The sequence below is a fragment of the Amycolatopsis sp. DG1A-15b genome (genome assembly GCF_030285645.1).
Taxonomy (GTDB): domain Bacteria; phylum Actinomycetota; class Actinomycetes; order Mycobacteriales; family Pseudonocardiaceae; genus Amycolatopsis.
The window spans coordinates 2,843,218-2,869,059 of sequence record NZ_CP127296.1 but is presented as its reverse complement, the minus strand read 5'-3'; the positions used below and the strand labels follow the sequence as shown (position 1 = coordinate 2,869,059).

Below are 25,842 nucleotides of genomic sequence, written 5' to 3'. Positions count from 1 at the left end.
AGTTGGCACCCGTGGCAGTCACCGTGGCCGACCCCGAACCGGGCGCCCCGCACCAGCCCGCCCGCACGCGGCGGTTCCCCCCGGCCTGGCTGCTGCGCACCGCCGCGGCGTGCGCGTCCGGATTCGCCTATTACCTGAGCTTCGCGCCGCGCCCGCTGTGGTGGCTGGCGCCGCTGGCCTTCGCCGGGCTGGCCCTCGTCCTGCGCGGACGACGCTTCCGCGCCGGCTTCGGCTACGGCTTCGCGTTCGGGCTGGTGTTCTTCCTGCCGCTGCTGACCTGGCTGCTGGACTTCCTGGGGCCGGACTTCGGCCCGTGGCCGTGGCTGGGCCTGTCGTTCGCGCTGGCGCTCTACCACGGCCTGGCCGGCGGCCTGATCACGCTGGTCTCCCGGCTGCCGGCCGCGCCGCTGTGGGGTGCGCTGGTGCTCATCGCGCTGGAGACGCCGCGCGCGTGGTTCCCCTTCGGCGGCTTCCCGTGGGGCCGCGTCGCCTTCAGCCAGCCCGAAGGCGCGTTCCTGCCGCTCGCCTCGATCGGGGGCGCCCCGCTGGTCGGCCTGGCCGTCGTCCTCACCGGCTTCGGCCTGGCCACCCTCGCCGCCCGGCTGTGGGACGTGCGCAAGCTCACGCGACCGGTGGTCTTCGCCGCCCTCGCCGCGCTGCTGCCCGTGGTCGCGGGTCTGACGCTGTGGCCGGCGATCGGCACCGGCGCGCAGGACGGCGAGCTCACCGTCGCGACGGTGCAGGGCAACGCCCCGGACATCGGGCTCGCGCTGCAGGGGCAGCGGACCGTCCTGCGTGAAAACACCATCGCCGAGAGCGAGCGGCTGCTCGCGGCCGTCCGGGCCGGGAAGGTGGCCAAGCCGGACCTGGTGGTGTGGCCGGAGAGCGCCACCCCCGTCACCGGCCCGGACCCGCAGGTCGACCAGCTCGTGGCGAACTTCGGCGTCCCGGCCCTGATCGGTGCGGTCTACGCGCTCCCGGACGGGCACGTCCAGAACTCCGTCATCGCCTGGGACCCGCGGACCGGCCCCGGCGAGCGCTACGCCAAGCAGCAGCTGGTGCCCTTCGGCGAGTACGTGCCCGCCCGCAAGGTCGCCCAGCTGGTCACCCCGTTCCTCGACCAGGAGACCGTCGACATGGTCCCCGGCGGCGGCGCGAACCAGACCATGGACGTCGCGGGCACGAAGGTCGGCGTGTTCATCTGCTACGAGACGGCGTTCGACTACCCGGCCCGCGACGCCGTCCGCGAGGGTGCCGAACTGCTGGTGGTGCCGACCAACAACGCCTGGTACGGCCGCAGCGAGATGAGCGAGCAGCAGCTGGCGATGTCCCGGCTGCGGGCGGTCGAACACGGCCGGTCCGTCGTGGTGTCCGCCGTCTCAGGGGTGAGCGCGGTCGTGGCGCCCGACGGCTCGGTGACCAGCTCAACGGGCCTTTTCACGGCGGATTCCCTGGTCGGGCGCGTCCCGTTGCGGACGCAGACTACGCTGTCGGATCGACTAGGTGCGTGGACGGAGTACGGGCTGCTGGCTCTGGCGATCGCCGGGGTGGCCGGTGGGCTCGTACTCCGTTTTCGCACCCGGCGCACCAGCGCCGGCACGGCAGGGGAAGCGGCGGACTGACCGCCGCGGATATCGGAGGAGCACGGATGTCGCAGGCGCCGCGGGGGGCCCGGGAAATCGAGCCGGTGCTGGTGGTGATCCCGACGTACAACGAGCGGGAGAACCTCGGCCCGATCCTGGATCGCCTGCACAAGGTACTCCCGGACGTGCACGTGCTCGTGGTGGACGACGGCAGCCCGGACGGCACCGGCGAGCTCGCCGACGAGCGCGCGGCCGCCAACCCCCACATCCAGGTGCTGCACCGCACCGAGAAGGCCGGCCTCGGCGCCGCCTACATCGCCGGGTTCCGCTGGGGCCTGGCGCGTGAGTACAACACGATCGTCGAGATGGACGCCGACGGCTCGCACGCCCCCGAGGACCTGCCCCGCCTGCTGGACGCGGTCGGCGACGCCGACCTGGCGATCGGCTCGCGCTACGTGCCGGGTGGCAGCGTCGTGAACTGGCCGGTGAACCGCCAGATCCTCTCCCGCGGCGCCAACATCTACTCGCAGGTCGCGCTGGGCATGCGCACCCGCGACATCACCGCGGGCTTCCGCGCCTACCGCCGTCCGGTGCTGGAGAAGCTGCCCCTGGACGAGGTCAACTCGCACGGCTACTGCTTCCAGATCGACCTGACCATCCGCACGGCCGACGCCGGGTTCGAGATCGTCGAGGTCCCGATCACCTTCACCGAGCGCGAGATCGGCGAGTCGAAGATGAGCGGCTCGATCATCCGCGAGGCGTTCCTGCGGGTGGCCAAGTGGGGCGTCGAGCGCCGCTGGCACCAGCTGCGCAAGCTCGTCAAGCGCGCCTGAGCCGTTTTCCCGCGTTCTGGGCCATCATGGGGCCGGTGACGACCATCGTGGCCTTCCACGCCCACGCCGACGACCCCGTCCTGCTCAGCGGCGGCACGCTGGCCCGCGCCGCGGCCGACGGGCACCGGGTGGTGGTCGTCGTGGCCACCGACGGCATGGCCGCCGAGCACCCGACGCCGCGGTGGGCCGAGCTGGAGGCCGCCGCGGCCATCCTCGGCGTCCGGCGCGTCGTGCACCTGGGCTACGCCGACAGCGGACACGGACCGGTGCTGTACGCCGACCCGCCCGGACGGCAGCGCTTCGCCCGGGCGGACACCGAGGAGGCCGCGCACCGGCTCGCGGCCCTGCTGCACGAGGAGCGCGCCGACCTGCTGCTCGGCTACGACGGCAACGGCGGCTACGGTCACCGCGACCACGTGAAGGTGCACGAAGTCGCCCGCCGGGCGGCCCGGCTGACCGGGACGCGGCTGCTGGAGGCCACCCTGCCCCGGGACTTCGCGCTGCGGTTCGTGCGGGTGGTGCGGGCGCTGCGGATCCCGTTCGAATACGACGTCGAAGCGCTCGGGCACGCCTACAGCCCGGCCTCGGCCATCACCCACCGGTTCGACGTGCGGCGGTTCGCCGGGCGCAAACAGGCGGCGCTGGCCGCGCACGTGTCCGACGTGCGCGGCACCGGGCGGCTTTCGGCGGTGCTGCGGCTGCTCGTGTGGCTACCGGCGCCCCTGTTCGGGCTGGTCGCCGGCCGCGAGTGGTACGCCGAGGTCACGCCCGCAGGATCGCCACACCCTGTCGTGCAAGTTCCTGCACGTTCTGGTCGTCGGCGTCGGTGATGATCCCGGCGACGTCGCCGAAGGGCAGCACGGTGAACCGCGACGCCGCGCCCAGCTTCTCGGCGCTGGCCAGCACGTAGGTGTCGGCCGCGCGCCGGGCCAGGGTGCGCTTCATCGCGGCTTCGTCGGCGTCGCCGGTGGTCAGGCCGGCTTCGGGGTGGACGCCGGTGACACCGAGCAGGTAGACCTCGGCGCTGATCGACTGGGCGGCCTCGGCCGCGGCCGCGCCGCAGGTGACCGCGGAGTGCCGGAACAACCGGCCGCCCAGCAGGAACACCTCGACGCCGGGGTGGCCGAGCAGGGCGACGGCGACGGTCGGGCTGTGCGTGACGACGGTGGCCTCGAGGTCTTCGGGGAGGGCTTTCGCGACGGCCAGCGTGGTCGTGCCGCCATCCAGGATGACGGTGGAGCCGGGCCGGATCAGGGCGGCGGCCACCGCGGCGACCCGGTCCTTGCCGCCGACGGCGATGGAGGTCCGGCTCGCGTAGTCGGCGACGGCGGGGGAGACGGGCAGGGCGCCGCCGTAGACGCGCTGGCAGAGCCCGGCCGCGGCGAGGTCGCGCAGGTCGCGGCGGATGCTGTCCTCGGAGACCCCGAGCTCGGCCGCGACGTCCTTCGCCATGACTTTGCCGTCGGCGGCGAGCCGCGCGAGCAGCAGTTCACGACGTTCCCCGACCAGCATGCACGTTCCTCCTTGTTTCTTCCGAGTCGTGCACATTATGGTCGGGGCATGACCTCTTCGACAAGCCTGACCCGCAACCCGCGGGTCCGGGTCACCGACGTGGAGCTGCTCTCGTCGGCCTGGTACGTGCTGCGCCGCACCACGTTCGACTACCGGCACGGCGACGGGCGCTGGACGACCGAACAGCGCGAGACCTACGACCGCGGCAACGGCGCCACGGTGCTGCTCTACGACCTCGAGGGCGGCACCGTCCTGCTGACCCGCCAGTTCCGCTACCCCGTCTACGTCAACGACCACCCGGACGGCATGTTCGTGGAGACCGCGGCCGGCCTGCTGGACACCGACGACCCGGAAACCGCGATCCGGCGGGAGGCGGAGGAGGAGACCGGCGTGCGGATCGGCGCACTGCAGCACGTGTTCGACGTCTACACGAGCCCGGGCTCGGTGACCGAACGCCTGCACTGCTACGCGGCGCCCTACGACCCCGCCGACCGCGGCGAAGGCGGCGGCATCGCGGAGGAGGGCGAAGACATCGAGGTCCTCGAGCTCCCGTTCACCAAGGCCCTGGCCATGATCGGAACCGGTGAGATCGCGGACGCCAAGACGATCATGCTCCTGCAGTGGGCCGCCCTGCACGGCCCCTTCCGCGGCCTCTGACCCGCACTCCGCGGGCATGCGAAAGGCCCCCGCGGGGGGAGGTCGCGGGGGCCTTTCCGTTGTGGTGGGAGCTTTGGCTACGAGGCCGAAGCCGGGAGGATCACGCCGACCGGGAGGTGCGGCGGCCCTTCAGCTCGGCGAGACGTTCGTTGAGCAGGTCCTCGAGCTCGGGGATCGTGCGCCGCTCGAGCAGCATGTCCCAGTGGGTGCGCGGCGGCTTGACCTTCTTCTGCTCGGGTTGCCCACCATCGACGATCTCCGATTCGCTGCCGTGCAGGCGGCACTCCCAGACCGTCGGGATCTCGGCGTCGTCGGAGAACGGCACCTCGAACTCGTGGTTCTTCGGGCAGGCGTAGCGCACGGTGCGGCGTGGGGCGAGGTCGTGGTTGCGGTCGGTCTCGTAGCTGACCGCTCCCAGCCGGCTTCCACGAAGAACACGGTCGGCCATGATGGGGGTCCTTTCAGTCAGCTCCGGGGTGGAGCCAGGGGTGTTGCTCACCCTATGCAACGACCCGGGGGCCCGGAGGATTCCCGGACCACCATGTCGTTGCTCACGATGAGCTGCGTCACCCGCCTGCAACAGCTTCCACTAGTAGGAGGCATTTCGCGCTCCGGCGTGACGTCAATACGGCCTTCTTAGTGCTGATATCCCCCGGATGGGCTACTTGGGTCTCGCTCAGGTCAACCGTAACTGACCGTGATGGGCGGTAACCGGCCCCAGGTCACCCGATCGAAAGTGGCGGCGACACAATACCTGATAACGCACAGTAGCGAATTCGGCCTCAAAACGTGCTGAAGCTGAAGTTTCAACTACGGATTGTTCGGTATCTGCCACCACGACGGTATCGCCCTCACGCACCACCTCGCCGTCGACCACCCGCGCGTTGAACCGCCCGGGCAGCCCGCACCAGCACAACACCTCCACCTGAACCGGCTGCAACTCGTCCGCCAGTTCGAACAGACGAGCGGCCCCCGGGAACAACCGGCTCCGGAAGTCCGTCGCGATCCCGAAGCAGTAGACGTCGATCTCGACCTCGTCGGCCAGCTCCGCCAGCTGGTCGACCTGACCGGGGGAGAGGAACTGCGCCTCGTCCACCACGACGTAGTCCACGTGCCGGCCCTGCGCCCACTCCTGCCGCACCAAGTCACGCACGTCGGTGTCCTCACCGACCTCCACCGCCTGCCGGGTCAGCCCGATCCGGCTGGAGATCTGCGGCGCACCCGACCGGTCGTGACGCACCAGCACCAGCCCCCGGCGGCCCTGCCGCGCGTGGTTGTGGTCGATCTGCAGCGCCAGGGTCGACTTCCCGCAGTCCATCGGCCCGTAGCAGAACTTCAGCCTGCCCACCGGCGGCGTCCCACGGCGCGAACCGGCCGCGGGAACCGACGACAGGGCATCGGTGGGATCAGGGCCGGCGGCGTCGTTCAGCAAGGTCACGACGCCCGACCCTATCGGTGGCTACAGAACCTCCGGCGGACGGTTGCCCGCCGCCACGATCGCCCGCCGCACCGGCACCAGCCACACCAGCACCAGCCCCGCCACGAAGAAGATCACCAGCGCCACGATGGCCAGCCGGAACGACCCCGTCGCCTGCCCGACCCCGGCGAACACCAGCGGCCCCAGCCACGACGTCCCGCGCTCACCCACGACGTAGAGCGAGTAGTACTGCGCGTCCTTGCCCGCCGGGATCATCTGGCTGAACAGCGACCGCGACAGCGCGTTCGTCCCGCCCAGCACCAGCCCGATCCCCACCGCCACCGCGAGGAACTGCAGCATCTGCCGCGGCTGCACGAAATACGCCCCGGCCAGCACCACGATCCACAGCACCAGGCTGCCCAGAATCGTCCGCTTCGCCCCGATCCGCCGCGCCACCAGCCCGTGCACCGTGCCACCCAGGTACGCCACGAACTGGATCACCAGGATCGTGACGATCAACACCTCGTTGCCGAACCTCAGCTCGTCCTTGCCGTACTGCGCCGACACCGTCACCACCGTGTTGATCCCATCGGTGAAGACCAGGTAGCTGCCCAAGAACGCCAGCGTCAACGGGTACGCCTTCGCCGCCACCAGCGTCTGCCGCAACTCCGTGAACCCCGCCCGCAGCACCGAACGCCCCGGCGCGACGTCGACCGGCACGTGCCGGCGGGGGAGCGCCCGCACCGCGGGGAAGGTGAACGCCGCCCACCACAACCCCGAGGTCAGGAAGCAGATCTGCACCGCAAGGTCCTTGTCCACCCCGAACAGGTCGTGCTTCAGGTAGAGCACCAGCTGCAACGTCAGCGCCAGCCCGCCACCCAGGTACCCGAACGCCCACCCCTTCGCCGAAATGCCGTCCCGCTCGTCCGGCCCCCCGATGTCGACCAGGAACGAGTAGTAGACGACCAGCGAACCCCCATAGCCGATGTTCGCCACGATGAACAGCACCGCACCCAGCTGCCAGGCCGACCCCGAGAAGAAGAACATCGCCGCCGCGGCCGCCGCACCCAGGAACGCGAACCCACCCAGGATCCGCCGCTTGTGGTGACTCCGATCAGCCACCGCGCCGGCGATCGGCAGCACCAGCACCTGCACCACCGTCGCCACCGACAGCAGGTAACCCCACACCGAACCGGCCGGGAAGTGCAACCCCAGCAACGTCACGTCGCAGTTGTGCAGCGTGTCCGTCTCACCCGCCGCGTTCAGGCACGCACGGTCCCCGTTAAGGGTGATGTTCGCCCGCGCGTCCGCCGCCGCGATCGGGCTCATCGACAGCGCCCCGAACACCGTCGTCGTCGACGAATAGAACGGCGAATTCGCCCAGTCGTAGAAATACCAGCCCCAGCGCTCGCGCCTGGTCGAGCGCGTCCCGGCCAGCGTCATCCACGGCTCCTTCACTCAAGAACTTCCAGGTCAGCGCGGAGACTACGGGGACACCACGACCCCCGAGAACGCACCACCGAAACCGTGTCCGGTTTGTCGCTTCGTGATCATCCACCGCCCCCGCAGACCACCCCGTCCACGCTCCACAGCCGGTCTCGAGGGGCACCGAACGGTGTTACCCATGGGGCTCACGCGCCCGCTGTGTCTGTTGTGGTACCCGGGACACGCTCCTACTGTGCTCCCATGATCCAGAACCGCCCACGCACCGTGACGAGACTCCTGCTCCTCGCGATCGCCACCACGGTTCTGCCCCTCACCACCCCCGCCGCCGCCTCCGCCGACCCCGCCTCGAGCGCCTGGGCCAAACTCCGCATGTGCGAGTCGAGCAACCGCTACGCCACCAACACCGGCAACGGCTACTACGGCGCCTACCAGTTCGACCTGCCCACCTGGCGCAGCGTCGGCGGCCAAGGACGCCCCGACCAGGCCACCCCCGCCGAACAGGACTACCGCGCCCTCTACCTCTACCGCATGCGCGGCTGGCAACCCTGGCAGTGCGCCGGCATGCTCAACCTCGCCGCCGACGCCGACGCCCGCAGCAAACGCGTCCCCAGCTACACCGAATCCGCCTACATCGGCGGGGGAGGCCTGCCCACCCCGCCGCCCGGCCCCGGCGGCCCCAAACCCGCCTGGCCCGGCGTCGTCTACCGCTACGGCGACTGCGCCGACGCGCTCAAGACCTTCCAGCTCCGCATGAACGCCTTCGGCTACGGCTTCACCGGCACCGGCTGCTACCTCGACAAGACCCGCACCGCCGTCCTCGACCTCCAACGCGCCAACGGCATCAACGACAGCGGCCTCCTCGGCCCCAAGACCTGGGAAGCCGCCTGGACCGGCAAACCACCCCGCTGACGCTCACGGCTCCTGCGACCGCCGCCACGCACCCCGCTCGATCAGCACCTCACGCAGCAGATCCGGCCGATCCGTCACGATCCCGTGCACCCCGAGATCCAGCAGCATCCGCATCTCCGCCGGATCGTCGATCGTCCACGTGTGCACCTCGACACCCGAACGCCCGGCGATCGACAGGAACGCCTTGTCCACCACCCGCAACGCCCCCTGCCGCACCGGCACCTGCGCCATCGCCCCCAGCACCAGCCGCCCCAGCGGCAGCAACGGCAACCGGCCCCGCACCCACAACGCGAACGCCGACCGCGGCCCCATCGCCGTCACCAGCCGCGGCCCCGCCAGCTTCCGCAACCGCACCAGCCGCGCGTCCGAAAACGCCGCCCCCGCCACCCGGTCGAACGCCCCCGTCCGCTCCAGCACCCGCACGAACGGCTCCACCGCCCGATCGGCCTTCACATCCACGTTGAACCGCGCGTCCGGCAATTCCTCGAGGACGTCCTCCAACCGCGACAGCGCAGCCTTCCCGCCCACCTTGACGTTCTTCAACTGCTCCCACGTCTGCGCCGCGATCGGCCCGGCACCGTCCGTGGTCCGGTCCAGATCCGGATCGTGGTGCACCACCACCACACCGTCCGCCGTCGCGTGCACATCCGTCTCGAGGTACCGGTACCCCTCCGCACACGCCCGCTTGAACGCCGGCAACGAGTTCTCCAGCCCCTCGAGCTCACCGAGGTGCCACCCCCGGTGGGCGAAGGCACGGGGGACCGGATCAGCCAGGTACGGGAACGACGCGTGCATCCTCCAAGTGTGCCCTTCCGCCATGACCCCGGCATGAGCAAACAGTGGCCAGCTAGGGTCTCCCGGGTGAGGGAAGCCGCCGAACTGACCCAGCCGACCACGATCGAACTCGCCCCGGCCCGCCGAGGCGCCCCCAAGCACTGCGGCTGGTGCGGACGACGCCTCCCCGAAGGCGGCAACGTCGGCCGCCGCCGCCGCTACTGCGGCCAATCCTGCCGCCAGCGCGCCTACGAACGCCGCACCGCACTGCAGCGGAGCGGGCTCCCCGAAGACGCCGTGGTCCTGTCCGACACCGAGATCGCGGCCCTGCAAGACCGCCTCTTCCAGCTCCGCTGCGCGGCCGAGGACATCGTCACCGCCGCCGACGACGGAGCCGACGCCCGCGAGCTGCGCGGGCTCGCCGAAGAAATCGCCCGCGCGGCCAAGGACCTCGAACAACTCCGCTGACGCCCGTACCGGCACGGACGACACGCGCACCCAGACGGACGACACGACCGGGCCGGTGCCCGGGTGTCGTGTCGTCCGTTCAAGTACGCGTGTCGTCCATCGGGGCATTCAGCCAAGACCATCCAGCGCCCGATATGTCCGGTTGCTCGCCGCCGCCGCACGCTGCTCCCGGCCCGTCGCCTCGATGTAGTTCTGACTCGTCGCCAAGCTCGCGTGCCCCAGCAACGCCATGATCTCCGACGCCGTCGCCCCGTCCTCCGCCAGCCGCGTCGCGAACGTGTGCCGCAAGGCGTGCAGATTCGCCCCCACCGGCACCCGGTCGTGCAACCCCGCACCCCGATAACACGACTTCACCAGGTACTCCAGCGCACCCCGCCCGATCGGCTCACCCGCCCGGTCCAGCAGCAACGGCGAACCAGGGGAGAACCGCACGTTCGGGAACCGCACCCGGCACGACTCCCGGTACCGCTCGATCAGCTCCGCCAGCACCGGCTGCACCGGAATCGACCGGTCCCGGCTGCCCTTGCCCTTCACGTGCAACCGCAGCTCACCCGCGCGCCCCACCAGCGACCGCGCCGACAACGCCCGCATCTCCGCCGCCCGCAACCCCGCCACCAGCCCCAGCGCGATCACCAGCACGTCCCGCTCCGGCCACGGATCCCGCGCGCGCCGCGAACCCGCGGCCGCCGCCGACAGCAGCTGCTCCGGGGTTTCCTCACCCCGCAACGGCTTCGGCGTCAACGCCGGCGTCCGCGGCCGCGCCACCGCCCCCATCGGATTGCCCGCCAGCAGCCCGTCGGCCACGCAGAACGTGAGGAACTGGTTCCACGTCGACCACGCCCGCAGCACCGAGCTCTTCGCGTGCCCGTCCGCGAACGCCCCGAACGCCGACCGCAGCGCCGGGCCGGTGAGGTCGGCGACCTCCAGGTCCTCGGCCGGGCGCCCGAGCTCCGAAACCAGGAGAGTGGTGATCCCGGCGAGATCCCGGCGGTAGGCGTCTGTGGTGTGCGGAGAGTCCTTGCGGGGGCGACGGGCGGCGAAGAAGGCTTGCTGGGCCTCGGAAACCTTCATGTGGATCTTGTACCGCACGCCACCGACAGTTTCCGGGGCCGGGCCCGATCCCGGCATTTCATGCATAATGGCAATTATGCATGAAATGCCGGTGTGACCCGGGATCTTCCCCCTGGGGGACACGGAACTCTCCGAATCGCCGTTCCCGGCCGTCGGACGCCCTCGTGCTTCCATTGCGGGGCATGCGTACACATGTTCGATACCGGCTCGCGGGGAGCCGAGGCGGCCATCGGAGCCCGTGACGCGAATCGGGCGTCGCCAACCGTGCTGCAGGACAACGTCGGCGCGCCAAACCCCAGTCAGTTTCGTCACCGTGACGTTTTGAGGTCAGGTGACCGGACCTCGGGTTCATGCTCTCAGGGGATGCTCTCGGGCCCCTTGGAGGCTCGAGTCGGGTAACCGCTGACGGGGTGGGCCGACGAAACCCGCACAGGAGCCGTCCTGGCGAAGCGAACGCTCTCGCAACCTCTGACACAAGGCCCGATCCCGGATTCGGCACCCCTCCCAGCCTTCCGGCCAGCGTGTCACCAAGTGCCGATAATGTACATTATGTCAAGTAACGTCAGTGCCAGTCGCTGATCATCACGTCCCTCGGTGCCGGGGCACCCTCCCCGGTCTCCACGAGCTGCTTGAGGCTCATCAGGTAGGTCGCCCACTTCGTGCTGCAGTGGTGCATGAACTCGCCCGCCTCGCGCCAGCCTTCGTGCTTGAACAGGACGATCGTGTAGTCGCTGCGCTGCTCGAGCTCCCAGCGGATCGTCGTGCCGATCCACTCCGGTGGCCCGTCGACGACTTCCCAGCGGACGAGCCGGTCCGGCTCGAGTTCGAGGACCTTCATGTCGAAGCCGCCCGGGATGAAGCGGAAGGCGATGACGCCGCCGGGTTCGGTGTCCCCCACGGTCTTCTCGGTCCACCAGGCGGTCAGGCCGTCGATCGTGGTGATCGCGGCGTAGACCTGGTCCGGGGTGGCGTTGTGGATGCCGACGCGGTGCAGGATGTCCATTTCTACTGCTTCCTTTCGATGGTCTTCTCGATGGTTTCGGCGATGCGCTTGATGCGGCGGAGCCGGGCGTCCCAGGCGTTGCCGACGTCGGTGAGCTGGGCGACGGCGCGCGCGAGCTGGTCTTCGTCGACGCGGAACTGTTTTTCGCGGCCGGCGCTGTGTGCGTGGACGAGGCCGGCGCGGTCGAGGACGGCGAGGTGTTTGGCGACGGCCTGGCGGGTCACGGGGAGGTGTTCGCTGAGGCTGGTTGCCGTGCCGCTCCCCTGGTTGAGCAGCAGGTCGAGCATCCGGCGCCGGGTGGGGTCGCCGATCGCGGACCAGAGGTCGTCGTCCACGGCGGTGGTCACCGGGTGGCTCCAACTTCGGCGGCGTAGGCGGGCAGGCGGGAGAGGAAGTGGTCCCAGCCGGAGGTGTGGTCGGCGTGTTCGGCGGCGATCTTGGCTTCGTCCCAGCCGCGTTCGCGGAAGCCGGTTTCGGTCATCCGGAGGCGGGTGCCGGTGCCGTCGGGTTCGAGTTCGAAGACGACGAGGAAGGAGTTGCCGGGGGCGGCGGTCTCGCCTTCGGCGTGGGTCCAGCGGAAGGAGAAGTGTTTCGGGGGGATGGCGTCGACGACGGTGAACTGGACCCAGGAGCCGCCGAAGCCGATGCGGCCCGCTCCCCCGGGTTCGGCGGGGTATTCGGCTTCGTCGGGCCACCATTCGCGGAGGTGTCCGGGGCTGCTGACGACGTCGAAGACGACGTCGGGGCGGGCGTCGATGTGGAGTTCCCGTTCGATGGTGCCGTGTTCCATGCGAGCTCCTTGTGCAACGTTCGGTTGCGTGTCACGTTAGCTCGCCGGGCGCAGATGTGCAACCGTCGGTTGCGCGAAGGTCTTTTTGGACCCAGGCGACGTCGCGCCAGGCGCCGTGTTTCCAGCCGACCCGGCGGTAGACGCCGGCGGGTTCGAACCCGAGGGCGCGGTGGAGTCCGGCGCTGGCGTCGTTCGGCAGGGTCATGCCGGCGAAGGCGCGGCAGAAGCCGCGTGCGCGCAGCCGCTCGAACAGTGCTTCGTAGAGGGCGCGTCCGGCGCCGGTGCGGCGGCGGCCTTGTTCGAGGTAGATGCTCGTTTCGCAGGACCAGCGGTAGGCGGCGCGTTCGGCGAAGCGGGTGGCGTAGGCGTATCCGGCGACGCGGCCGTGGTCTTCGTGAACGAGCCAGGCGTGGGCGCCGGCGATGCGGCGGGCCATTTCGGCGGTGCCGGGTGGTTCGGTTTCGAAGGAGATGGCGGTGTCGGTGACGTAGGGCGCGTAGAGGGCGGCGCAGGCGGCGGCGTCCTCGGTGGTGGCGTCTCGGATTATCATGGCTCATATGGTAGCCACAGAGGCTCGTATAGTATCCAGTGTTATGACCGATCCCCTGACTGCCCGCCTGGCCGCCACGGTGCACGCCGCCCGGACGTCGCAAGGTCTCTCGGCCGCGACGCTCGCCGACCGGTCGGGGGTGTCGCGGGCGATGATCGGCAAGATCGAGCGGGGTGACGTGCAGCCGACGGCGGCGTTGCTGGCGAAGCTGTCGGCCGCGCTGGGCCTGACGTTGTCGGAGCTGATCGCGCGGGCCGAGGGTGACGAGCGCCGGCTGGTGCGGGCGGCGGAGCAGCCGGTGTGGGTGGATCCGGACACCGGGTACCGGCGGCGGTCGGTCTCCCCCGCGGCGGGCCGTCCGCTGGAGCTGGTGGAGGTGGAGTTGCCGCCGGGGGCCGAGGTGCCGTTGGCGTCGGGGACGTATGCGTTCCTGCACCAGCAGATCTGGGTGCTGGCGGGGCAGTTGCGCTTCCACGAGGGTGCGCAGGTGCACGAGCTGGCCGCCGGGGACTGCTTGCAGCTGGGGCCGGCGGCGGACTGTGTCTTCGCGAACCCGGGGCCGGTGCCGTGCCGGTATCTGGTGGCGCTGGTGAAGCGGGGGGCGTGATCAGGTGAGCCGCAGGGTGGCGACGGCGGAGTCGAGCCAGGCGGTGAGGAAGCGGTCCGGGGTGAGGTCGCCGGGGGTGTGTCCGATGAGGACGTCGAGGATCGGGTGGTAGGTCAGGGACGCGACCAGCACCGCGGCGGTGGCTTCCGGATCGGTCACCGACGCTCTCCCCTGGTCCCGCAGTGTGGTGATCCACTCGGTGCCGCGGCGGTAGACGGTGGCCAGGACGCCCTGCCACATCTGCTCGAACAGCTCCGGGAAGCCGGTGAATTCGCGGATCATCAGGCGGATGAGGTCGCGGTCGGCGGCCATGAAGGCCCAGACGACGTCGGCGAGCACGCGCAGCGCCTCGCGGGGGTCGTCGGGCAGCTGGGCGTCGGCGGTCGAAGCCGTGCGGTCGGCCAAGCGCGTGAGGTTGTCGTGCACGGCGGCTTCGAGGAGCGCGGCTTTGGACGGGAAGTGCTTGTAGAGGGCGCCACTGCCGGGGTGGAGGCCGCAGGCGGTCTGGATGTCGGCGATGGAGGTGGCGTCGTAGCCACGGGTGGCGAAGAGGTGGACGGCTTCGTCGAGGATGCGGCGGCGGGTGACGCCGGGGGTTGTCCGAGCCATAGTGAGAAACTACTCTCTTTCTATGGTGGAGGTGACCGTGGAAGAGACCGTGTCGTGCCCGCCGGACGCCTTCCTGGCGCTGGTCATGGAGCCGCGGCGGTACGCGGAGGTCGATCGCAAGCTGGGCCGGATCGACTGGGTGCGTCGCGACGGCGACGTCACCGAGTTCCGGTTCCGTTCGGCGCTGCCCGGGCTGGGGCCGGGTCCGAAGGTCGTCTCCCGGATGACGCTGACGCCGGGCCGGCGGGTCGACGTCCGGCTGCCCGACCGGCCGGAGAACCGCTTGGCGCGCCGGGTGTCGACGTTCGAGGCGTCCTTCGAGTGCGAGCCGGTGGACGGCGGGATCCGGGTGCGGCGGCGGATCGCGTTCGGGTTTCCCGCTCCCCTGCGCTGGCTGGTCGAGCCGGTGCTGCGGCGCAAGCTGCGGGCCGACGTCGAGGCCGAGGTCCGGGGCGCGAAGCGGCTGCTCGAGCGTTGACTGAAGCAATGAATCGGTGCTTCACTTCTTGACGTGCCCTACCGCCGCACCCCGAAGGTGCAGGAACGCCTCGACGCCCAGCGGGAGACGATCGTCGCCGCCGCGACGCGCCAGCTGGCCGAACACGGCTACAGCGGCTGCTCCGTCGCCGCGGTCGCCGAACGGGCCGGGGTCGCCGTCGGCAGCGTCTACCGGCACTTCCCCACCAAGGCCGACCTCGTCGTGCACGTGTTCCGGGAGGTCGTGACGCGGGAGGTCGAGGCGGTCCGGGTCGCCGCGGCGGGGGCGGGGGAACCGGCCGAGCGGGTCCTGGCCGCCGTCGACACGTTCGCCCAGCGGGCCCTCAAGGCGCCCAAGCAGGCCTATGCCCTGCTCATCGAGCCGGTCGACGCGCTCATCGACGCCGAGCGGCTGGAGTTCCGCCGGGCCTACACCGAGGTCATCGCCGAGCACGTCGCCGCCGGTGTCCGGGACGGCGTGCTCCCGCCCCAGGACGGCCGGCTCACCGCCGCCGCGCTGGTCGGCGCCGCCGCGGAAGTCCTGATCGGTCCGTTGACCAGCGGGAACGCCGGTGACGTCGCCGAGCTTCGCACGTTCATCCTTCGCGCTCTAGGAGGTTCCGATGCCCGCCACGCATGAGGTCACCAACCAGGTCCCGCCGCTGGCCGGCCACGACGTCGCCGAGGACCCGGCCCTGCTGGCCGGGCTCGAGCGCGCCGGTGCGGGCTGGGCGGCGGCGCAGCTGCACGAGCTGGGCCGGCTGGCCGGGACCGAGCAGGCGCAGGAGTGGGGCCGGCTGGCCAACGAGAACGAGCCGGTGCTGCGCACCCACGACCGGTACGGCCACCGGATCGACGAGGTCGAGTTCCACCCGCACTGGCACGACCTGATGAAGGTCGCGACGGCGCACGGCCTGCACGGCACGCCGTGGCGGGACTCCCGAGAGGGCGCGCACGCGGCGCGGGCGGCGAAGTTCTACGTCTGGGGCCAGGTGGAAGCCGGGCACAGCTGCCCGATCTCGATGACCTACGCCGCGGTGCCGGCGTTGCGGGCGAACCCGGAGCTGGCGGCGCGGTACGAGCCGCTGCTGGCGGCGACCGAGTACGACTTCGGGCTGCGGGAACCGAGCACCAAGCGCGGCCTGCTCGCGGGCATGTCGATGACCGAGAAGCAGGGCGGCTCGGACGTCCGGGCGAACACGACGACCGCGACACCATCCGCGGACGGCAGCTACACCCTGGTCGGGCACAAGTGGTTTACCTCGGCACCGATGTGCGACATGTTCCTGACGCTGGCGCAGGCGCCGGGCGGGCTCTCCTGCTTCCTGCTCCCCCGCGTCCTGCCGGACGGCTCGCGCAACGGGATCCTCCTGCAGCGGCTGAAGGACAAGCTCGGCAACCGGTCGAACGCGTCGTCGGAGATCGAGTACGACCACGCCGTCGGCTGGCTGGTCGGCGAGGAGGGCCGCGGGGTCCGCACGATCATCGAGATGGTGAACAACACCCGGCTGGACTGCACGCTGGGCAGTGCGTCGGGCATGCGGCTGGGTGCGGTCCGCGCGGTGCACCACGCGACGCACCGGCACGCGTTCGGCAAGGCGCTGGTGGACCAGCCGCTGATGGCGAACGTCCTGGCCGACCTGGTGCTCGAGTCCGAGGCGGCGACGACGGTGGCGATGCGGCTGGCCGCGGCGGGCGACCGGCGGGACGACGCGCAGGAGCAGGCGTTCCGCCGGCTGGGGCTGGCGGTGTCGAAGTACTGGGTGTGCAAGCGGGCGCCGATGCACGCGGCCGAGGCCCTGGAGTGCTTCGGCGGCAACGGGTACGTCGAGGAGTCGGGGATGCCGCGGCTCTACCGGGAGGCGCCGCTGTCGTCGATCTGGGAGGGCTCGGGCAACGTCGCCGCGCTGGACGCGTTGCGCGCGATGGGCCGGCAGCCGGAGTCGGTCGCGGCGTTCTTCGCCGAAGTCGAGCAGGCCGCCGGCGGTGACGCCCGGCTGGACGACGCCGTGGACCGCGTTCGCAAGGAGCTGACCGATCTGGACGGCATCGAGTACCGGGCCCGGCGGCTGGTCGAGGCGATGGCGCTGGTGCTGCAGGGATCGCTGCTGGTCCGCCACGGCCACCCGGCGGTCGCGGACGCGTTCTGCGCATCCCGCTTCGGCGGCGACTGGGGCATCGCGTTCGGCACGCTCCCGGCCGGCGTCGACACGGGAGCGATCATCGAGCGCGCCGCGGTGCACTAGCCGACCCGCTCGGCCCGCTGCTTGGCCAGTTCCTCGACCGCGCTGGGCAGGGTGGTTTCGAAGTCGATCAGCTTGGCCCATGTCGGGGTGATGACGATCCGGACCATGCCGTCGTAGAGCGAGCGCACTTCGCGTTCCCATTCGACCCGCTGCTCGGGGGTCATTTCGTAGCTGCCGTTCATCTGCAGGTACTCCTCCGGGATGCCGTCGACGACATCGAGGTCCGCGCAGCCGCGGATGAGGAGCATCTTGGGCGGGTGCACCTCGGTGTCGATGGTCAGCGCGACGGCGGGGTTGGCCCGCAGGGACGGCAGTTTCAGGGCGTTCTTCGACGTGCACAGGACGATTTCCGAGCCGTTCCAGGTGAACGCGATCGGGATGCTGCGCGGGGTGCCGTCCTGGGCGACGTAGGCGAGGCGGGTCAGGTCGCGGGCGAGCAGTTCACGGCTGAGCGGTTTGTCGAGGACCGCGGCGATGTCGTTCGGCTGCATGGTGGGCTCCTTCTCCGGGGCGGCCTTCGTGGCCGCTGACACCCCGGGGACGGAGCCGCCGGCGCGTTCTCGACACTCGCCGGCGAAACGACTTCAGCGGCCGAGGGCGTCGAGTGCGCCGGCGACCGCGGCGGCTTTGAGGTCGGCGACCGGGACGTCGGGGAACTGCATGCAGACGTCCTGCAGGCCGCCGAGCGCCAGGATGGCCCGGGCCTGCTGTTCGAGGGTCGGGGCCGGGCCGCAGATCAGCTCGGTGAGCCGGGTCCGCCAGCCCAGGACGCGGTCGATGAGGCCGAGGTCGGCCAGGGTCGGCATCTCGGCCAGCAGCATGACGACGTCGGCGCGGTGCCGGTGGTTGAAGTCGAAGAAGCCTTCGATCAGCTCGCGTACCGGTGCGTCGCCGCGGGCTTCCTGGTCGAGGAGGAATTTCTCGCCGTCGTCGAGCAGTGGCTGGACGATGCTGCGGACCAGGTCTTCCCGGGACGGGAAGTGGTAGTACAGCGCGGGTTTGGTGATGCCGAGCCGGTCGGCGATGTCCTGCAGGCTCGTGCGCTGGACGCCTTGGCTGGTGAACAGCTCGCGGGCGACGTCGAGGATGCGCTGCTTGGTGGCGGAGGGCTTCGGCACGGGCCCAGCATAACTGACTTAACGATAGGTAAGGAACTGTGGTACAACTTACCTACCGTTAAGTCAGGGAGGTACTCATGCGGATCCTCATCTCCGGCGCCAGCATCGCCGGCCCAGTACTGGCGTACTGGCTCACCCGGCACGGCTTCGACGTCACCGTGGTCGAGCGCGCGCCGGCCCTGCGCAAGACCGGCGGCCACGCCGTCGACCTCTTCCGCCCGGCCATGGACATCACCGAACGGATGGGCGTGCTGCCCCGCGTCGAAGCCCTCGCCACCGGCACGACCCGGATGACCGTGCACCGCGAAGGCAGCCACCGGCCCATCCGGGTGGACCTGGCGAAGGTCTTCCAGGCCACCTCCGACCGGCACGTCGAGGTCATGCGCGACGACCTCAGCGAGATCTACTACGACGCCGGCCGCGACGACGTCGAGTACCTCTTCGGCGACTCGATCACCGGCATCTCCCCCGACGGCGAGGTCACCTTCGAGCACGCGCGGGCGCGCCGGTTCGACCTCGTCGTCGGCGCCGACGGGCTGCACTCGAACGTCCGCCGCCTGGTGTTCGGGGAAGAGGCCGGGCTGACGACGTTCATCGGCGCGTACCTGGCGGTGCTCTCCCTGCCGGACGCCCGCGGTCTCGACGGTGAAGCGGTCACCCACCTCGGTGCCGGCCGCACCGCCTCGATCTACAGCGCCCGCCACCTGGACGAGGCACGCGCGGTGTTCCTGTTCCGCCGCGAGGAGCCACTCGACTACCACCACCGCGACGTCCCACGGCAGAAGGAACTGCTGCGCGAGGCCTTCGCCGGGATGCACCCGCAGGTCGACGGCTGGCTGGCCGGGCTCGACGGGGCCGGTCCGTTCTACTTCGACTCGATCACCCAGCTGCGGCTGGACACGTGGTCCCGCGGCCGCGTGACGCTCGTCGGCGACGCCGGCTACTGCCCCGGCCCGGCCGTCGGCGGCAGCACCAGCCTCGCGGTGCTCGGCGCGTACGTCCTGGCCGGCGAACTGGCCGCGGCGAACGGGGACCACGAACGCGCCTTCGCCGCCTACGAGCGCGAGATGGGCGAGCTGGTGCGCCGCAGCCGCGCCTTCGCCGCCGGCGCGGCGCGCAGCCTGATCCCGGCTTCGCGCGCCGGGGTGTGGGCGCTGGCCCGAGGCGGCCAGCTGGTCTCGGCGCTGCCGGCCGGGGTGACGCGCGCGATCGCGAAGCTCAACACCGGCGGCGTGCGCATGCACGATGCGATGCAGGTCAAGGACTACGCGGTGACGACGTCGGCCTGACGCTGGAGGGGACCCCGTGGTTGGAGCCCCCTCCAGCTTCGACAGCGGGGTTATCGGTCACCGGCGGAAACCGGGCGGGCGCGCGGGGAGAACCCGCGCGCCCGCACCCCCAGTGGCCCGGCGGAACCCGCCGTCAGGGGACAGGAGACAACGAGTCCCGCGCTGGATACCGGGAAAGTTGGCGGAATTCAGCCCGGCAGCGCGGCAAACCGGGGTCACGCCGAGCCGGGTCGGCACGCGCGGGACCCGGATGCCGGAACCGCCGCGATTCAGCCCACCAGCAGCCCCGGATCGCTCTCCGGCGCCCCCGCGGGCCACCACGTCTGCCCTTCGAGCCGGTACGGGTGCCACCGGCCCCGGCGATCCAGCCTCAGCTGCACCTCCCCGACCGTGCAGTGGTTGCGCTCGAACACCGGCTCCCCCGCCACGTCCGCGAGCGCCGCCCGCGCGGCCGCCAAGGCCGCTTTCGGCGGGGTCCACGGCGTTTCCAGCACCTCCAGCCCGTCCTGGCCGCCGTACCGCCACGCCGCGACCGCCCGCGCGAAACCCGCACCCTCACCCAGCCGCCCGGCCGCCGAAGGGAACTCCGCGGCCAAGCGGACCGCGTCCTGCCGCCGCCCCGGCCACGGCCGCCCCTCCGCCAACGCCCGCGCCCGCCCGGCCGCGTTGGCCACCAGCAGCGCGAACGCCTCGGCCGGCACCCCCGGCACCCCCGGCGCCGCCGGGATCGACGGGGCGCCCGAGGGCCGGAACCCCGCCAGGTCGGGCAGCTCCCCCGGGACCCGGTCCGCCGTCGGCTCGGCCACCGCCACCGGCGCCGTGCGGCTCTCCAGCTCCTCGCGGATCTCCCGCTCGCCCTTGCCCCGCATCAGCAACAACAGGAACGGGTCCGCATCGAGCAGCCACGACGCCTGGAACGACAACGCCGCCGCGTGCCGGCACGGCAGCTCCCAGCCCGGGCAGTCGCACTCCGGGTCGAGGTCGCCGATCCCCGGCAGCAGGTCGACACCAGCCGCCTCGACCAGGTCGGGTGGCATGTCGCGGTCCAGCAGGGCCGCCAGGTGCCCCGCGCGGGAGGCGACCCGATCGAGGAACCGCGTCCAGTCCGGTTCGGACAGTTCCGCCAGCCGCAGCTGCGTGCGGTACGGGCCGCCGTCGGCGTCGTCGACCACCGCCGCGATGCGGCCCGGGCTGACCGTGATCGGGCCGACCAGACCGGCCGCGGCGTACTTGCGGCCCTTCTTCAGCTGACGCAGGTCCAGCGCGGTGTCCTCCATCGCGCGCACCCACGCCCGGCCCCACCACGAGCGGGCGAGGTGCCCGGCCGCCCCGAACGCGGGAAACCCGCGCACCCGGTCGTCGGTCATCCGCGGCTCCTCAGTTCGACGAGCTCGGCCAGCTCGGTGTCCGACAGTTCCGTCAACGCGGCCTCGCCGCCGGCCAGCACCGCCTCGGCCAGCGCCCGCTTCTCCCGCAGCATCGCCGCGATCCGGTCCTCGACCGTGCCTTCGGCGACCAGCCGGTGCACCTGCACCGGCCGGGTCTGCCCGATCCGGTACGCCCGGTCGGTCGCCTGGTCCTCCACCGCCGGGTTCCACCAGCGGTCGAAGTGCACGACGTGGTCGGCGCGCGTGAGGTTCAACCCCGTCCCGGCGGCCTTCAACGACAGCAGGAACACCGGCACCGCACCGGCCTGGAACCGCTCGACGAGCTCTTCGCGGCGCGCGACCGGGGTCCCGCCGTGCAACAGCTGCGTCGCGATCCCGCGGCCGGCCAGGTGCTTCTCCAGCAGCCGCGCCATGGCGACGTACTGGGTGAACACCAGCACCGCGCCGCCCTCGGCGAGGATCGTGTCCAGCAGTTCGTCGAGCAGCTCCAGCTTCCCGGAGCGGCCACCGGGCTCTTTGAGGTACTGCGCCGGGTGGTTGCAGATCTGCTTGAGCGCGGTCAGCAGCTTGACGATCCGGCCACGCCGGGCCATCCCGTCGCTCGCGGCGATGTCGGCCATCATTTCCCGCACGACCGCCTCGTACAGCGCCACCTGGTCCGCGCTGAGCGCCACCGGCCGGTCGGTCTCGGTCTTCGCCGGGAGCTCGGGCGCGATCCCCGGATCGGACTTGCGGCGCCGCAGCAGGAACGGCCGCAGCAACCGCGACAGCCGTTCGGCCGCCGCGGGGTCCCCGGCTTCGATCGGCTTCGCCCGGCGCGTCCGGAACTCGCTCAGCGATCCCAGCAGGCCCGGCGCGGTCCAGTCGAGGATCGCCCACAGCTCCGAGAGGGTGTTCTCCACCGGCGTGCCGGTCAGCGCCACCCGCGCCGCCGCCGGCACCAGCCGCAGCGCCTTCGCCGTGCCGGAGCGGTGGTTCTTGACGTGCTGGGCCTCGTCGGCCACCAGCAGCCCCCACCGCACCGCGGCCAGCGGCGCGGGATCGGTGCGCAGCGTGCCGTAAGTGGTCAGGACGAACCCGGCGGCGTCCTCGACGTCCTCGAGGGAACGGGCGCTGCCGTGGAAGCGCCGCACCGGCACACCGGGGGCGAACCGGCGGATCTCGCGTTCCCAGTTGCCCAGCAGCGAAGCCGGGCACACCACCAAGGTCGGCCCCGAGGCCCGGTGCAGGTGCAGCGCGATCAGCGTGACCGTCTTGCCGAGGCCCATGTCGTCGGCGAGGCACCCGCCGAGACCGAGCCCGGTGACGGTGGCCAGCCACTGCAGCCCCCGCAGCTGGTAGTCCCGCAGCGTCGCGGCCAGCCCGGCCGGCGGGGCCTGCGGTTGCGGCGGCTCGGCCAGCCGTTCCCGCAGCCGCGCCAGCCAGCCGTCGGTGACGACCTCGACCACCTCGCCATCGACTTCGGTGGTCCCCGACAGCACCGCCCCCAGCGCGTCGACCGGGGTCAGCGGCTTGAGCGCCCGGTCCCGCGCCTTCGCCGCCAGCGCCGGATCGACCAGCACCCAGCGGTCGCGCAGCCGCACCACCGGGCGGCGCGCCTCGGCGAGCGCGTCCAGTTCCGCCTCGGTCAGCACCTCACCACCGAGCGCGAGCTGCCAATCAAACGCCAGCGCGCGGCCGCCGCCGAAGAACGATGGCAGGTCACCCGGGGTGTCCCCGGAGCGGACGACGGCCCGCGCGGTCAGCGACCCCGCCAGCTCGGCCGGCCAGTGCACGTCGATCCCGGCCGCCGCCAGCCGCGGCGCCGCGGCCGCGACCAGGTCGGTCACGTCGTCCTCGCCCAGCGCCACCTCGGCCGGCACCGCGGAGGTCAGCAGCGGGCTCAGCGCCGGCCACACCTGCGCTCCCCGCCGCAGCGCCAGCAGGACGTCGATGCGTGCCCGCGGCCCGAACCGCCCGGTCTCCCACAGCTGCGCCGCGTCGGCGACCTGCCCGGGATCGGCCAGGCTGTGCACCTGGACCACAGCGTGGAAACGCCCGCTCTCGAACCCGCCGGGTGCCGTCACCCGCAGCGACACCCGGATCCCCGAATCCAGGCCCGCGGCCAGCTCGCCCGCCCAGTCGCGCAGGGAATCCGCGCGCTGCGGTGCGACGGCGGCGAACAACCGCGTCCCGGCGGCTTTGGCCGCGGCGGGCGTGCGGGGCAGCGTGTCGGCGACGGCGTCGAGGAAGGCCCGCAGCAGCGGCCCCGGCGCACGTTCGTCCGGGGGCATCGCGGCCGCGAGATCCCGCAGCCACGCCGCTTCCGCCGGTTCCAGCGGCCCGACACGCCAGGCGTCGTGCCCGGATGCGGTGACGCCGGGCAGCAGCCGTCCCGCGGCCACCAGCCGCAGCGCCGCCTTCGCCGCGGTCGCCCAGAAGCCGTCGGCGCCGGACAGCAGCTCCGGCAGGCCGTCCGCAATGGACAACGCGCGGCCGTCGACGACGAGCCGTCCCGTCCGCGGTGGTTCGCCCGGTTCGAAGTGGACGTTCAGTTCCCCAGCCTCCTGTACCTGCGCGCCGACAACGGCACGAACACCGCCAGCAGCACCAGCGGCCACACCACGGCCATCGGCACCGGGTGCGCACTCACCCAGGACGTCCCCGCCGCGCCCGGGTTGCCGAACAGCACCCGCGCCGCGGTCACCGTCGAGGACAACGGGTTCCACTCCGCCACGGTTCCCAGCCACGCCGGCATCGTCGAGGTCGCCACGAAGGCACCGGAGAGGAACCCGAACGGGAACTCGAGGGTCTGCGCCAGCGACACCATCGACGGATCCGACGTCAGCAGGCCCAGGTAGATCCCGGCCCACACCAGCGCCGTCCGCAGCAGGAGCAGCAGGCCCAGCGCCGCCAGCGTCTCGCCCAGGCTGCCGTGCGGGCGCCAGCCGACGGCGAGCCCGCAGCCGGCCAGCACGGCCAGCGCGAGGACGGCGTTCACCAGATCCGCCGCCACCCGCCCGGTGAACACCGCCGACGGCGCCATCGGCAGCGACCGGAACCGGTCGGTGACGCCCTTGCCGGTGTCGTCCAGCACCGCGATCATCGTCCCCGACAGCCCGAAGGCCATGGTCATCGCGAACATCCCCGGCATCAGGAACTCGCGGTAGGAGCCCCCGCCGGGCACGCTCATCCCGCCGCCGAGCAGGTAGGCGAAGATCAGCACCATCAGGATCGGGAACGCCACCACCCCGGCGAGGCGGGCGGGGCGCCGCGCCAGCTGGGCCAGGTAGCGCTGGGTCAGCGTCCAGCCGTCTTCGATCGCCCACCTCATCGCGTCACCCCCGTCAGCTCCAGGAACACTTCGTCCAGCGTCGGCTGCCGCAGCGCCACGTCGGCGAACGACAGCTCGGTCGCCGCCAGCTCACGCACGACGTCGGTCAGCATCGACGGCTCGGCCGCCGCGCTCACCCGCAGCTCCTCGGTCACCGGCTCGGCCCCGGTGACCCGGGCGAGCAGCCCCGCCGCCGCGCCGAGCGCGTCCGGGTCGGTGAGCACGAGCTCGATGCGGGTCGCCCCGAGCGAGCCCTTCAGCTCGGCCGGGGACCCTTCGGCGATCACCCGGCCGTGCTCGACGAGGGCAATCCGGTCGGCCAGCCGATCGGCCTCTTCCAGGTACTGCGTGGTGAGCAGCACCGTCTTCCCGTCCGCGACCAGCGACCGCACCGCCCGCCAGACCTCGGTGCGGCTGCGCGGGTCCAGCCCGGTCGTCGGCTCGTCGAGGAACAGCACCCGCGGGGCCGCCAGCAGCGACGCGGCCAGGTCGAGCCGCCGCCGCATCCCGCCCGAGTAGGCCGACACCGGCTTCGGTCCGGTGTCGGCGAGGCCGAACCGCTCGAGCAGGTCGTCGGCGCGGCGGGCGGCCTCCCGGCGGCCCAGGTGGTGCAGCCGGCCGAAGAGGATCAGGTTCTGCCGCCCGGACAGGATTTCGTCGACGGCGGCCTGCTGGCCGACCAGCCCGATCGACGCGCGCACTTTCGCCGGTTCGGTGGCGACGTCGAACCCGGCCACCCGGGCGACGCCGCCGTCCTGGCGCAGCAGCGTCGACAGCACGCGGACCGCGGTGGTCTTGCCCGCGCCGTTGGGTCCCAGCAGGCCGCACAGGGTGCCGGCCGGGACGGAGAGATCGAACCCGTCGAGGGCGTACGCGTCGCCGTAGCGCTTGCGAAGTCCCTCGGCGTGAATGTGCGGAGTCATCCTGCCCCTTAACTATGTACAGTGTACGAAGAAGAGGTTAGCACAACTCTGTACGTCGTACGGGAATCAGGTGGGCAGAATGGCCGGCGTGCGCACGCAGGAGAACGGGGACGGCGACCCGCGACGGGCGATCGAGCTGCTCTGGGGCGTCTCGGGACCCCCGCGCCGCGGCCCGAAACCCAAACTGGCCACGGCCGACCTCGTCCGCGCCGCGATCGCGCTCGCCGACGCCGACGGCATCGAAGCCGTCACCATCCGCCGGGTCGCCGAGCAGCTCGGCGTGTCCCCCATGTCGCTCTACACCTACGTGCCGGGCCGGGCCGAGCTGCTGGACCTGATGATCGACCACGCCAACGGCGAGCTGGCCGCCCCGGAGGAGGGTCTCGGCTGGCGAGCGGCCCTGACCGCGATCGCCGAAGAGCAGTGGGCGCTGTTCCACCGCCACCCCTGGCTGCTGCAGGTGACCACCAGCCGCTCGGCGCTGGGCCCGCACAGCTTCGCCAAGTACGAGCGCGAGCTGCGCGCGATCGAGGGCATCGGCCTCGGCGACGTCGAGATGGACGCCGTGGTCGGCCTCGTCACCGGCCTGGTCCGGAGCACGGCGCGCAGCTCGCTCGACAACGCCCGCCTCGTCCGCGCCACCGGCATGACCGACGCCCAGTGGTGGGAGCGCGCCTGGCCGGTATTGGCCGGCATCCCGGCCGCCGACGCGGCGCGCTACCCGATCTCCTCCCGGGTCGGCCAGGCCGCCGGCGAGGCCCACAACGCCGCCGAGAACCCGGCCTACACCTTCCGCTTCGGCCTCGCCCGGGTCCTCGACGGCATCGAAGCGCTCGTGTCACAGCGCCAGCAGTAGGTG

General features: G+C 71.8%; 29 protein-coding genes. 12 read left to right on the top strand and 17 right to left on the bottom strand.

The genetic code is table 11. The annotated features are described in order from the left end of the window. Positions 1 to 11 precede the first annotated feature (11 nt). The 3 genes from lnt to QRY02_RS12995 are packed head-to-tail and all read left to right on the top strand — an operon-like array spanning position 12 to position 3,246. Positions 12 to 1,622 (top strand): apolipoprotein N-acyltransferase, encoded by a 1,611-nt coding sequence (lnt, locus tag QRY02_RS13005; RefSeq protein WP_285991790.1) that lies wholly within the window; start codon positions 12 to 14, stop codon positions 1,620 to 1,622. A 26-nt stretch (positions 1,623 to 1,648) separates the two neighbouring features. Continuing rightward, positions 1,649 to 2,416, top strand: coding sequence for a polyprenol monophosphomannose synthase (locus QRY02_RS13000; protein WP_285991789.1), 768 nt, complete (start codon positions 1,649 to 1,651; stop codon positions 2,414 to 2,416). 26 nt (positions 2,417 to 2,442) lie between these two features. Further along, entirely contained in the window at positions 2,443 to 3,246 is an 804-nt protein-coding gene (locus tag QRY02_RS12995; protein WP_285991788.1) for a PIG-L deacetylase family protein, read from the top strand. Here the strand turns inward: QRY02_RS12995 and QRY02_RS12990 are convergent. Continuing rightward, positions 3,179 to 3,928 carry a DeoR/GlpR family DNA-binding transcription regulator gene (locus QRY02_RS12990; protein WP_285991787.1) on the bottom strand — a complete coding sequence of 250 codons (750 nt, stop codon included), beginning with the start codon at positions 3,926 to 3,928 and terminating at the stop codon, positions 3,179 to 3,181. The two genes, QRY02_RS12995 and QRY02_RS12990, sit on opposite strands and share 68 nt — an antisense overlap. Before the next feature lie 48 nt (positions 3,929 to 3,976). Here QRY02_RS12990 and QRY02_RS12985 point away from each other — a divergent pair, with 48 nt between their 5' ends. Beyond that, complete coding sequence (locus QRY02_RS12985) at positions 3,977 to 4,585, top strand: NUDIX domain-containing protein (protein ID WP_285991786.1); 609 nt, start codon at positions 3,977 to 3,979, stop codon at positions 4,583 to 4,585. 100 nt (positions 4,586 to 4,685) lie between these two features. Here the strand turns inward: QRY02_RS12985 and QRY02_RS12980 are convergent, their stop codons facing one another. The 3 genes from QRY02_RS12980 to QRY02_RS12970 all read right to left on the bottom strand — a co-directional run bounded on the left by QRY02_RS12980 (position 4,686) and on the right by QRY02_RS12970 (position 7,445). Next, positions 4,686 to 5,033: an RNA polymerase-binding protein RbpA gene (locus QRY02_RS12980; protein WP_003081521.1), complete on the bottom strand. Its 348-nt coding sequence runs from the start codon at positions 5,031 to 5,033 to the stop codon at positions 4,686 to 4,688. A 228-nt stretch (positions 5,034 to 5,261) separates the two neighbouring features. After that, positions 5,262 to 6,023 (bottom strand): thymidine kinase, encoded by a 762-nt coding sequence (locus tag QRY02_RS12975; protein WP_285991785.1) that lies wholly within the window; start codon positions 6,021 to 6,023, stop codon positions 5,262 to 5,264. A gap of 21 nt (positions 6,024 to 6,044) precedes the next feature. Next, positions 6,045 to 7,445: an MFS transporter gene (locus QRY02_RS12970; RefSeq protein ID WP_285991784.1), complete on the bottom strand. Its 1,401-nt coding sequence runs from the start codon at positions 7,443 to 7,445 to the stop codon at positions 6,045 to 6,047. A 243-nt stretch (positions 7,446 to 7,688) separates the two neighbouring features. Here QRY02_RS12970 and QRY02_RS12965 point away from each other — a divergent pair, with 243 nt between their 5' ends. Further along, positions 7,689 to 8,357 (top strand): transglycosylase family protein, encoded by a 669-nt coding sequence (locus QRY02_RS12965; RefSeq protein ID WP_285991783.1) that lies wholly within the window; start codon positions 7,689 to 7,691, stop codon positions 8,355 to 8,357. A gap of 3 nt (positions 8,358 to 8,360) precedes the next feature. On the opposite strand, the gene QRY02_RS12960 is transcribed toward QRY02_RS12965, so the two are convergent. Next, positions 8,361 to 9,152, bottom strand: a complete 792-nt coding sequence (locus QRY02_RS12960; RefSeq protein ID WP_285991782.1) for a glycerophosphodiester phosphodiesterase family protein — start codon at positions 9,150 to 9,152, stop codon at positions 8,361 to 8,363. A 66-nt stretch (positions 9,153 to 9,218) separates the two neighbouring features. Between QRY02_RS12960 and QRY02_RS12955 the strand changes: the two genes are divergently transcribed. Then, complete coding sequence (locus QRY02_RS12955) at positions 9,219 to 9,599, top strand: hypothetical protein (protein WP_285991781.1); 381 nt, start codon at positions 9,219 to 9,221, stop codon at positions 9,597 to 9,599. A gap of 108 nt (positions 9,600 to 9,707) precedes the next feature. Here QRY02_RS12955 and QRY02_RS12950 read toward each other — a convergent pair whose 3' ends face one another. The 5 genes from QRY02_RS12950 to QRY02_RS12930 form a co-directional block, all read right to left on the bottom strand. Next, positions 9,708 to 10,688 carry a tyrosine-type recombinase/integrase gene (locus QRY02_RS12950; RefSeq protein WP_285991780.1) on the bottom strand — a complete coding sequence of 327 codons (981 nt, stop codon included), beginning with the start codon at positions 10,686 to 10,688 and terminating at the stop codon, positions 9,708 to 9,710. Between the two features lie 544 nt (positions 10,689 to 11,232). Next, positions 11,233 to 11,673: an SRPBCC family protein gene (locus QRY02_RS12945; protein WP_285991779.1), complete on the bottom strand. Its 441-nt coding sequence runs from the start codon at positions 11,671 to 11,673 to the stop codon at positions 11,233 to 11,235. A 2-nt stretch (positions 11,674 to 11,675) separates the two neighbouring features. After that, entirely contained in the window at positions 11,676 to 12,020 is a 345-nt protein-coding gene (locus QRY02_RS12940; protein WP_285991778.1) for an ArsR/SmtB family transcription factor, read from the bottom strand. Continuing rightward, a complete protein-coding gene (locus QRY02_RS12935; RefSeq protein ID WP_285991777.1) occupies positions 12,017 to 12,463 on the bottom strand; it encodes an SRPBCC domain-containing protein in 447 nt (148 codons plus the stop codon). Before QRY02_RS12935 ends, QRY02_RS12940 begins: the two co-directional genes overlap by 4 nt. Before the next feature lie 31 nt (positions 12,464 to 12,494). Then, positions 12,495 to 13,013, bottom strand: a complete 519-nt coding sequence (locus tag QRY02_RS12930) for a GNAT family N-acetyltransferase (protein WP_502874200.1) — start codon at positions 13,011 to 13,013, stop codon at positions 12,495 to 12,497. Positions 13,014 to 13,056: 43 nt separating this feature from the next. Between QRY02_RS12930 and QRY02_RS12925 the strand changes: the two genes are divergently transcribed. Beyond that, entirely contained in the window at positions 13,057 to 13,620 is a 564-nt protein-coding gene (locus tag QRY02_RS12925; protein ID WP_285991776.1) for a helix-turn-helix domain-containing protein, read from the top strand. Here QRY02_RS12925 and QRY02_RS12920 read toward each other — a convergent pair whose 3' ends face one another. Then, positions 13,621 to 14,229, bottom strand: a complete 609-nt coding sequence (locus QRY02_RS12920; RefSeq protein WP_285991775.1) for a TetR/AcrR family transcriptional regulator — start codon at positions 14,227 to 14,229, stop codon at positions 13,621 to 13,623. A 22-nt stretch (positions 14,230 to 14,251) separates the two neighbouring features. On the opposite strand from QRY02_RS12920, the gene QRY02_RS12915 reads away from it, so the two are divergent. The 3 genes from QRY02_RS12915 to QRY02_RS12905 are packed head-to-tail and all read left to right on the top strand — an operon-like array spanning position 14,252 to position 16,952. Next, positions 14,252 to 14,707, top strand: a complete 456-nt coding sequence (locus QRY02_RS12915; protein ID WP_285991774.1) for an SRPBCC family protein — start codon at positions 14,252 to 14,254, stop codon at positions 14,705 to 14,707. A gap of 33 nt (positions 14,708 to 14,740) precedes the next feature. Then, entirely contained in the window at positions 14,741 to 15,346 is a 606-nt protein-coding gene (locus QRY02_RS12910; protein ID WP_285991773.1) for a TetR/AcrR family transcriptional regulator, read from the top strand. Continuing rightward, entirely contained in the window at positions 15,330 to 16,952 is a 1,623-nt protein-coding gene (locus QRY02_RS12905; RefSeq protein WP_285991772.1) for an acyl-CoA dehydrogenase family protein, read from the top strand. The genes QRY02_RS12910 and QRY02_RS12905 overlap by 17 nt, the downstream gene beginning before the upstream one ends. On the opposite strand, the gene QRY02_RS12900 is transcribed toward QRY02_RS12905, so the two are convergent. Continuing rightward, positions 16,949 to 17,443 carry a pyridoxamine 5'-phosphate oxidase family protein gene (locus tag QRY02_RS12900; RefSeq protein ID WP_285991771.1) on the bottom strand — a complete coding sequence of 165 codons (495 nt, stop codon included), beginning with the start codon at positions 17,441 to 17,443 and terminating at the stop codon, positions 16,949 to 16,951. The two genes, QRY02_RS12905 and QRY02_RS12900, sit on opposite strands and share 4 nt — an antisense overlap. Positions 17,444 to 17,536: 93 nt before the next feature. Then, positions 17,537 to 18,070 carry a TetR/AcrR family transcriptional regulator gene (locus tag QRY02_RS12895; RefSeq protein ID WP_285991770.1) on the bottom strand — a complete coding sequence of 178 codons (534 nt, stop codon included), beginning with the start codon at positions 18,068 to 18,070 and terminating at the stop codon, positions 17,537 to 17,539. A gap of 77 nt (positions 18,071 to 18,147) precedes the next feature. On the opposite strand from QRY02_RS12895, the gene QRY02_RS12890 reads away from it, so the two are divergent. Then, on the top strand, positions 18,148 to 19,359 hold the full coding sequence (locus tag QRY02_RS12890) for an FAD-dependent monooxygenase (protein WP_285991769.1): 1,212 nt from the start codon (positions 18,148 to 18,150) through the stop codon (positions 19,357 to 19,359). Positions 19,360 to 19,628: 269 nt separating this feature from the next. On the opposite strand, the gene QRY02_RS12885 is transcribed toward QRY02_RS12890, so the two are convergent. The 4 genes from QRY02_RS12885 to QRY02_RS12870 are packed head-to-tail and all read right to left on the bottom strand — an operon-like array spanning position 19,629 to position 24,983. After that, on the bottom strand, positions 19,629 to 20,726 hold the full coding sequence (locus QRY02_RS12885) for an SWIM zinc finger family protein (RefSeq protein ID WP_285991768.1): 1,098 nt from the start codon (positions 20,724 to 20,726) through the stop codon (positions 19,629 to 19,631). After that, the gene (locus QRY02_RS12880) at positions 20,723 to 23,281 is read right to left on the bottom strand and encodes an SCO1167/SCO6262 family helicase (RefSeq protein WP_502874251.1); all 2,559 of its coding nucleotides are present in this window, start codon (positions 23,279 to 23,281) and stop codon (positions 20,723 to 20,725) included. Before QRY02_RS12880 ends, QRY02_RS12885 begins: the two co-directional genes overlap by 4 nt. Beyond that, a complete protein-coding gene (locus QRY02_RS12875; protein WP_285991767.1) occupies positions 23,278 to 24,060 on the bottom strand; it encodes an ABC transporter permease in 783 nt (260 codons plus the stop codon). Before QRY02_RS12875 ends, QRY02_RS12880 begins: the two co-directional genes overlap by 4 nt. Then, positions 24,057 to 24,983 (bottom strand): ATP-binding cassette domain-containing protein, encoded by a 927-nt coding sequence (locus QRY02_RS12870; protein WP_285991766.1) that lies wholly within the window; start codon positions 24,981 to 24,983, stop codon positions 24,057 to 24,059. Before QRY02_RS12870 ends, QRY02_RS12875 begins: the two co-directional genes overlap by 4 nt. Positions 24,984 to 25,062: 79 nt before the next feature. On the opposite strand from QRY02_RS12870, the gene QRY02_RS12865 reads away from it, so the two are divergent. Beyond that, entirely contained in the window at positions 25,063 to 25,839 is a 777-nt protein-coding gene (locus tag QRY02_RS12865; protein WP_285991765.1) for a TetR/AcrR family transcriptional regulator, read from the top strand. Positions 25,840 to 25,842: the final 3 nt, after the last annotated feature.

What these genes read in the sequence shown, in the direction of transcription:
- QRY02_RS13000 (WP_285991789.1), top strand. Translation starts at nt 1,649, where the DNA reads ATGTCGCAGGCGCCGCGGGGGGCCCGGGAAATCGAGCCGGTGCTGGTG.
- QRY02_RS12995 (WP_285991788.1), top strand. Translation starts at nt 2,443, where the DNA reads ATGGGGCCGGTGACGACCATCGTGGCCTTCCACGCCCACGCCGACGAC.
- QRY02_RS12990 (WP_285991787.1), bottom strand. Translation starts at nt 3,928, where the DNA reads ATGCTGGTCGGGGAACGTCGTGAACTGCTGCTCGCGCGGCTCGCCGCC.
- QRY02_RS12985 (WP_285991786.1), top strand. Translation starts at nt 3,977, where the DNA reads ATGACCTCTTCGACAAGCCTGACCCGCAACCCGCGGGTCCGGGTCACC.
- QRY02_RS12980 (WP_003081521.1), bottom strand. Translation starts at nt 5,033, where the DNA reads ATGGCCGACCGTGTTCTTCGTGGAAGCCGGCTGGGAGCGGTCAGCTAC.
- QRY02_RS12970 (WP_285991784.1), bottom strand. Translation starts at nt 7,445, where the DNA reads ATGACGCTGGCCGGGACGCGCTCGACCAGGCGCGAGCGCTGGGGCTGG.
- QRY02_RS12965 (WP_285991783.1), top strand. Translation starts at nt 7,689, where the DNA reads ATGATCCAGAACCGCCCACGCACCGTGACGAGACTCCTGCTCCTCGCG.
- QRY02_RS12960 (WP_285991782.1), bottom strand. Translation starts at nt 9,152, where the DNA reads ATGCACGCGTCGTTCCCGTACCTGGCTGATCCGGTCCCCCGTGCCTTC.
- QRY02_RS12945 (WP_285991779.1), bottom strand. Translation starts at nt 11,673, where the DNA reads ATGGACATCCTGCACCGCGTCGGCATCCACAACGCCACCCCGGACCAG.
- QRY02_RS12935 (WP_285991777.1), bottom strand. Translation starts at nt 12,463, where the DNA reads ATGGAACACGGCACCATCGAACGGGAACTCCACATCGACGCCCGCCCC.
- QRY02_RS12930 (WP_502874200.1), bottom strand. Translation starts at nt 13,013, where the DNA reads ATGATAATCCGAGACGCCACCACCGAGGACGCCGCCGCCTGCGCCGCC.
- QRY02_RS12925 (WP_285991776.1), top strand. Translation starts at nt 13,057, where the DNA reads ATGACCGATCCCCTGACTGCCCGCCTGGCCGCCACGGTGCACGCCGCC.
- QRY02_RS12920 (WP_285991775.1), bottom strand. Translation starts at nt 14,229, where the DNA reads ATGGCTCGGACAACCCCCGGCGTCACCCGCCGCCGCATCCTCGACGAA.
- QRY02_RS12915 (WP_285991774.1), top strand. Translation starts at nt 14,252, where the DNA reads ATGGTGGAGGTGACCGTGGAAGAGACCGTGTCGTGCCCGCCGGACGCC.
- QRY02_RS12905 (WP_285991772.1), top strand. Translation starts at nt 15,330, where the DNA reads ATGCCCGCCACGCATGAGGTCACCAACCAGGTCCCGCCGCTGGCCGGC.
- QRY02_RS12900 (WP_285991771.1), bottom strand. Translation starts at nt 17,443, where the DNA reads ATGCAGCCGAACGACATCGCCGCGGTCCTCGACAAACCGCTCAGCCGT.
- QRY02_RS12890 (WP_285991769.1), top strand. Translation starts at nt 18,148, where the DNA reads ATGCGGATCCTCATCTCCGGCGCCAGCATCGCCGGCCCAGTACTGGCG.
- QRY02_RS12885 (WP_285991768.1), bottom strand. Translation starts at nt 20,726, where the DNA reads ATGACCGACGACCGGGTGCGCGGGTTTCCCGCGTTCGGGGCGGCCGGG.
- QRY02_RS12875 (WP_285991767.1), bottom strand. Translation starts at nt 24,060, where the DNA reads ATGAGGTGGGCGATCGAAGACGGCTGGACGCTGACCCAGCGCTACCTG.
- QRY02_RS12870 (WP_285991766.1), bottom strand. Translation starts at nt 24,983, where the DNA reads ATGACTCCGCACATTCACGCCGAGGGACTTCGCAAGCGCTACGGCGAC.
- QRY02_RS12865 (WP_285991765.1), top strand. Translation starts at nt 25,063, where the DNA reads ATGGCCGGCGTGCGCACGCAGGAGAACGGGGACGGCGACCCGCGACGG.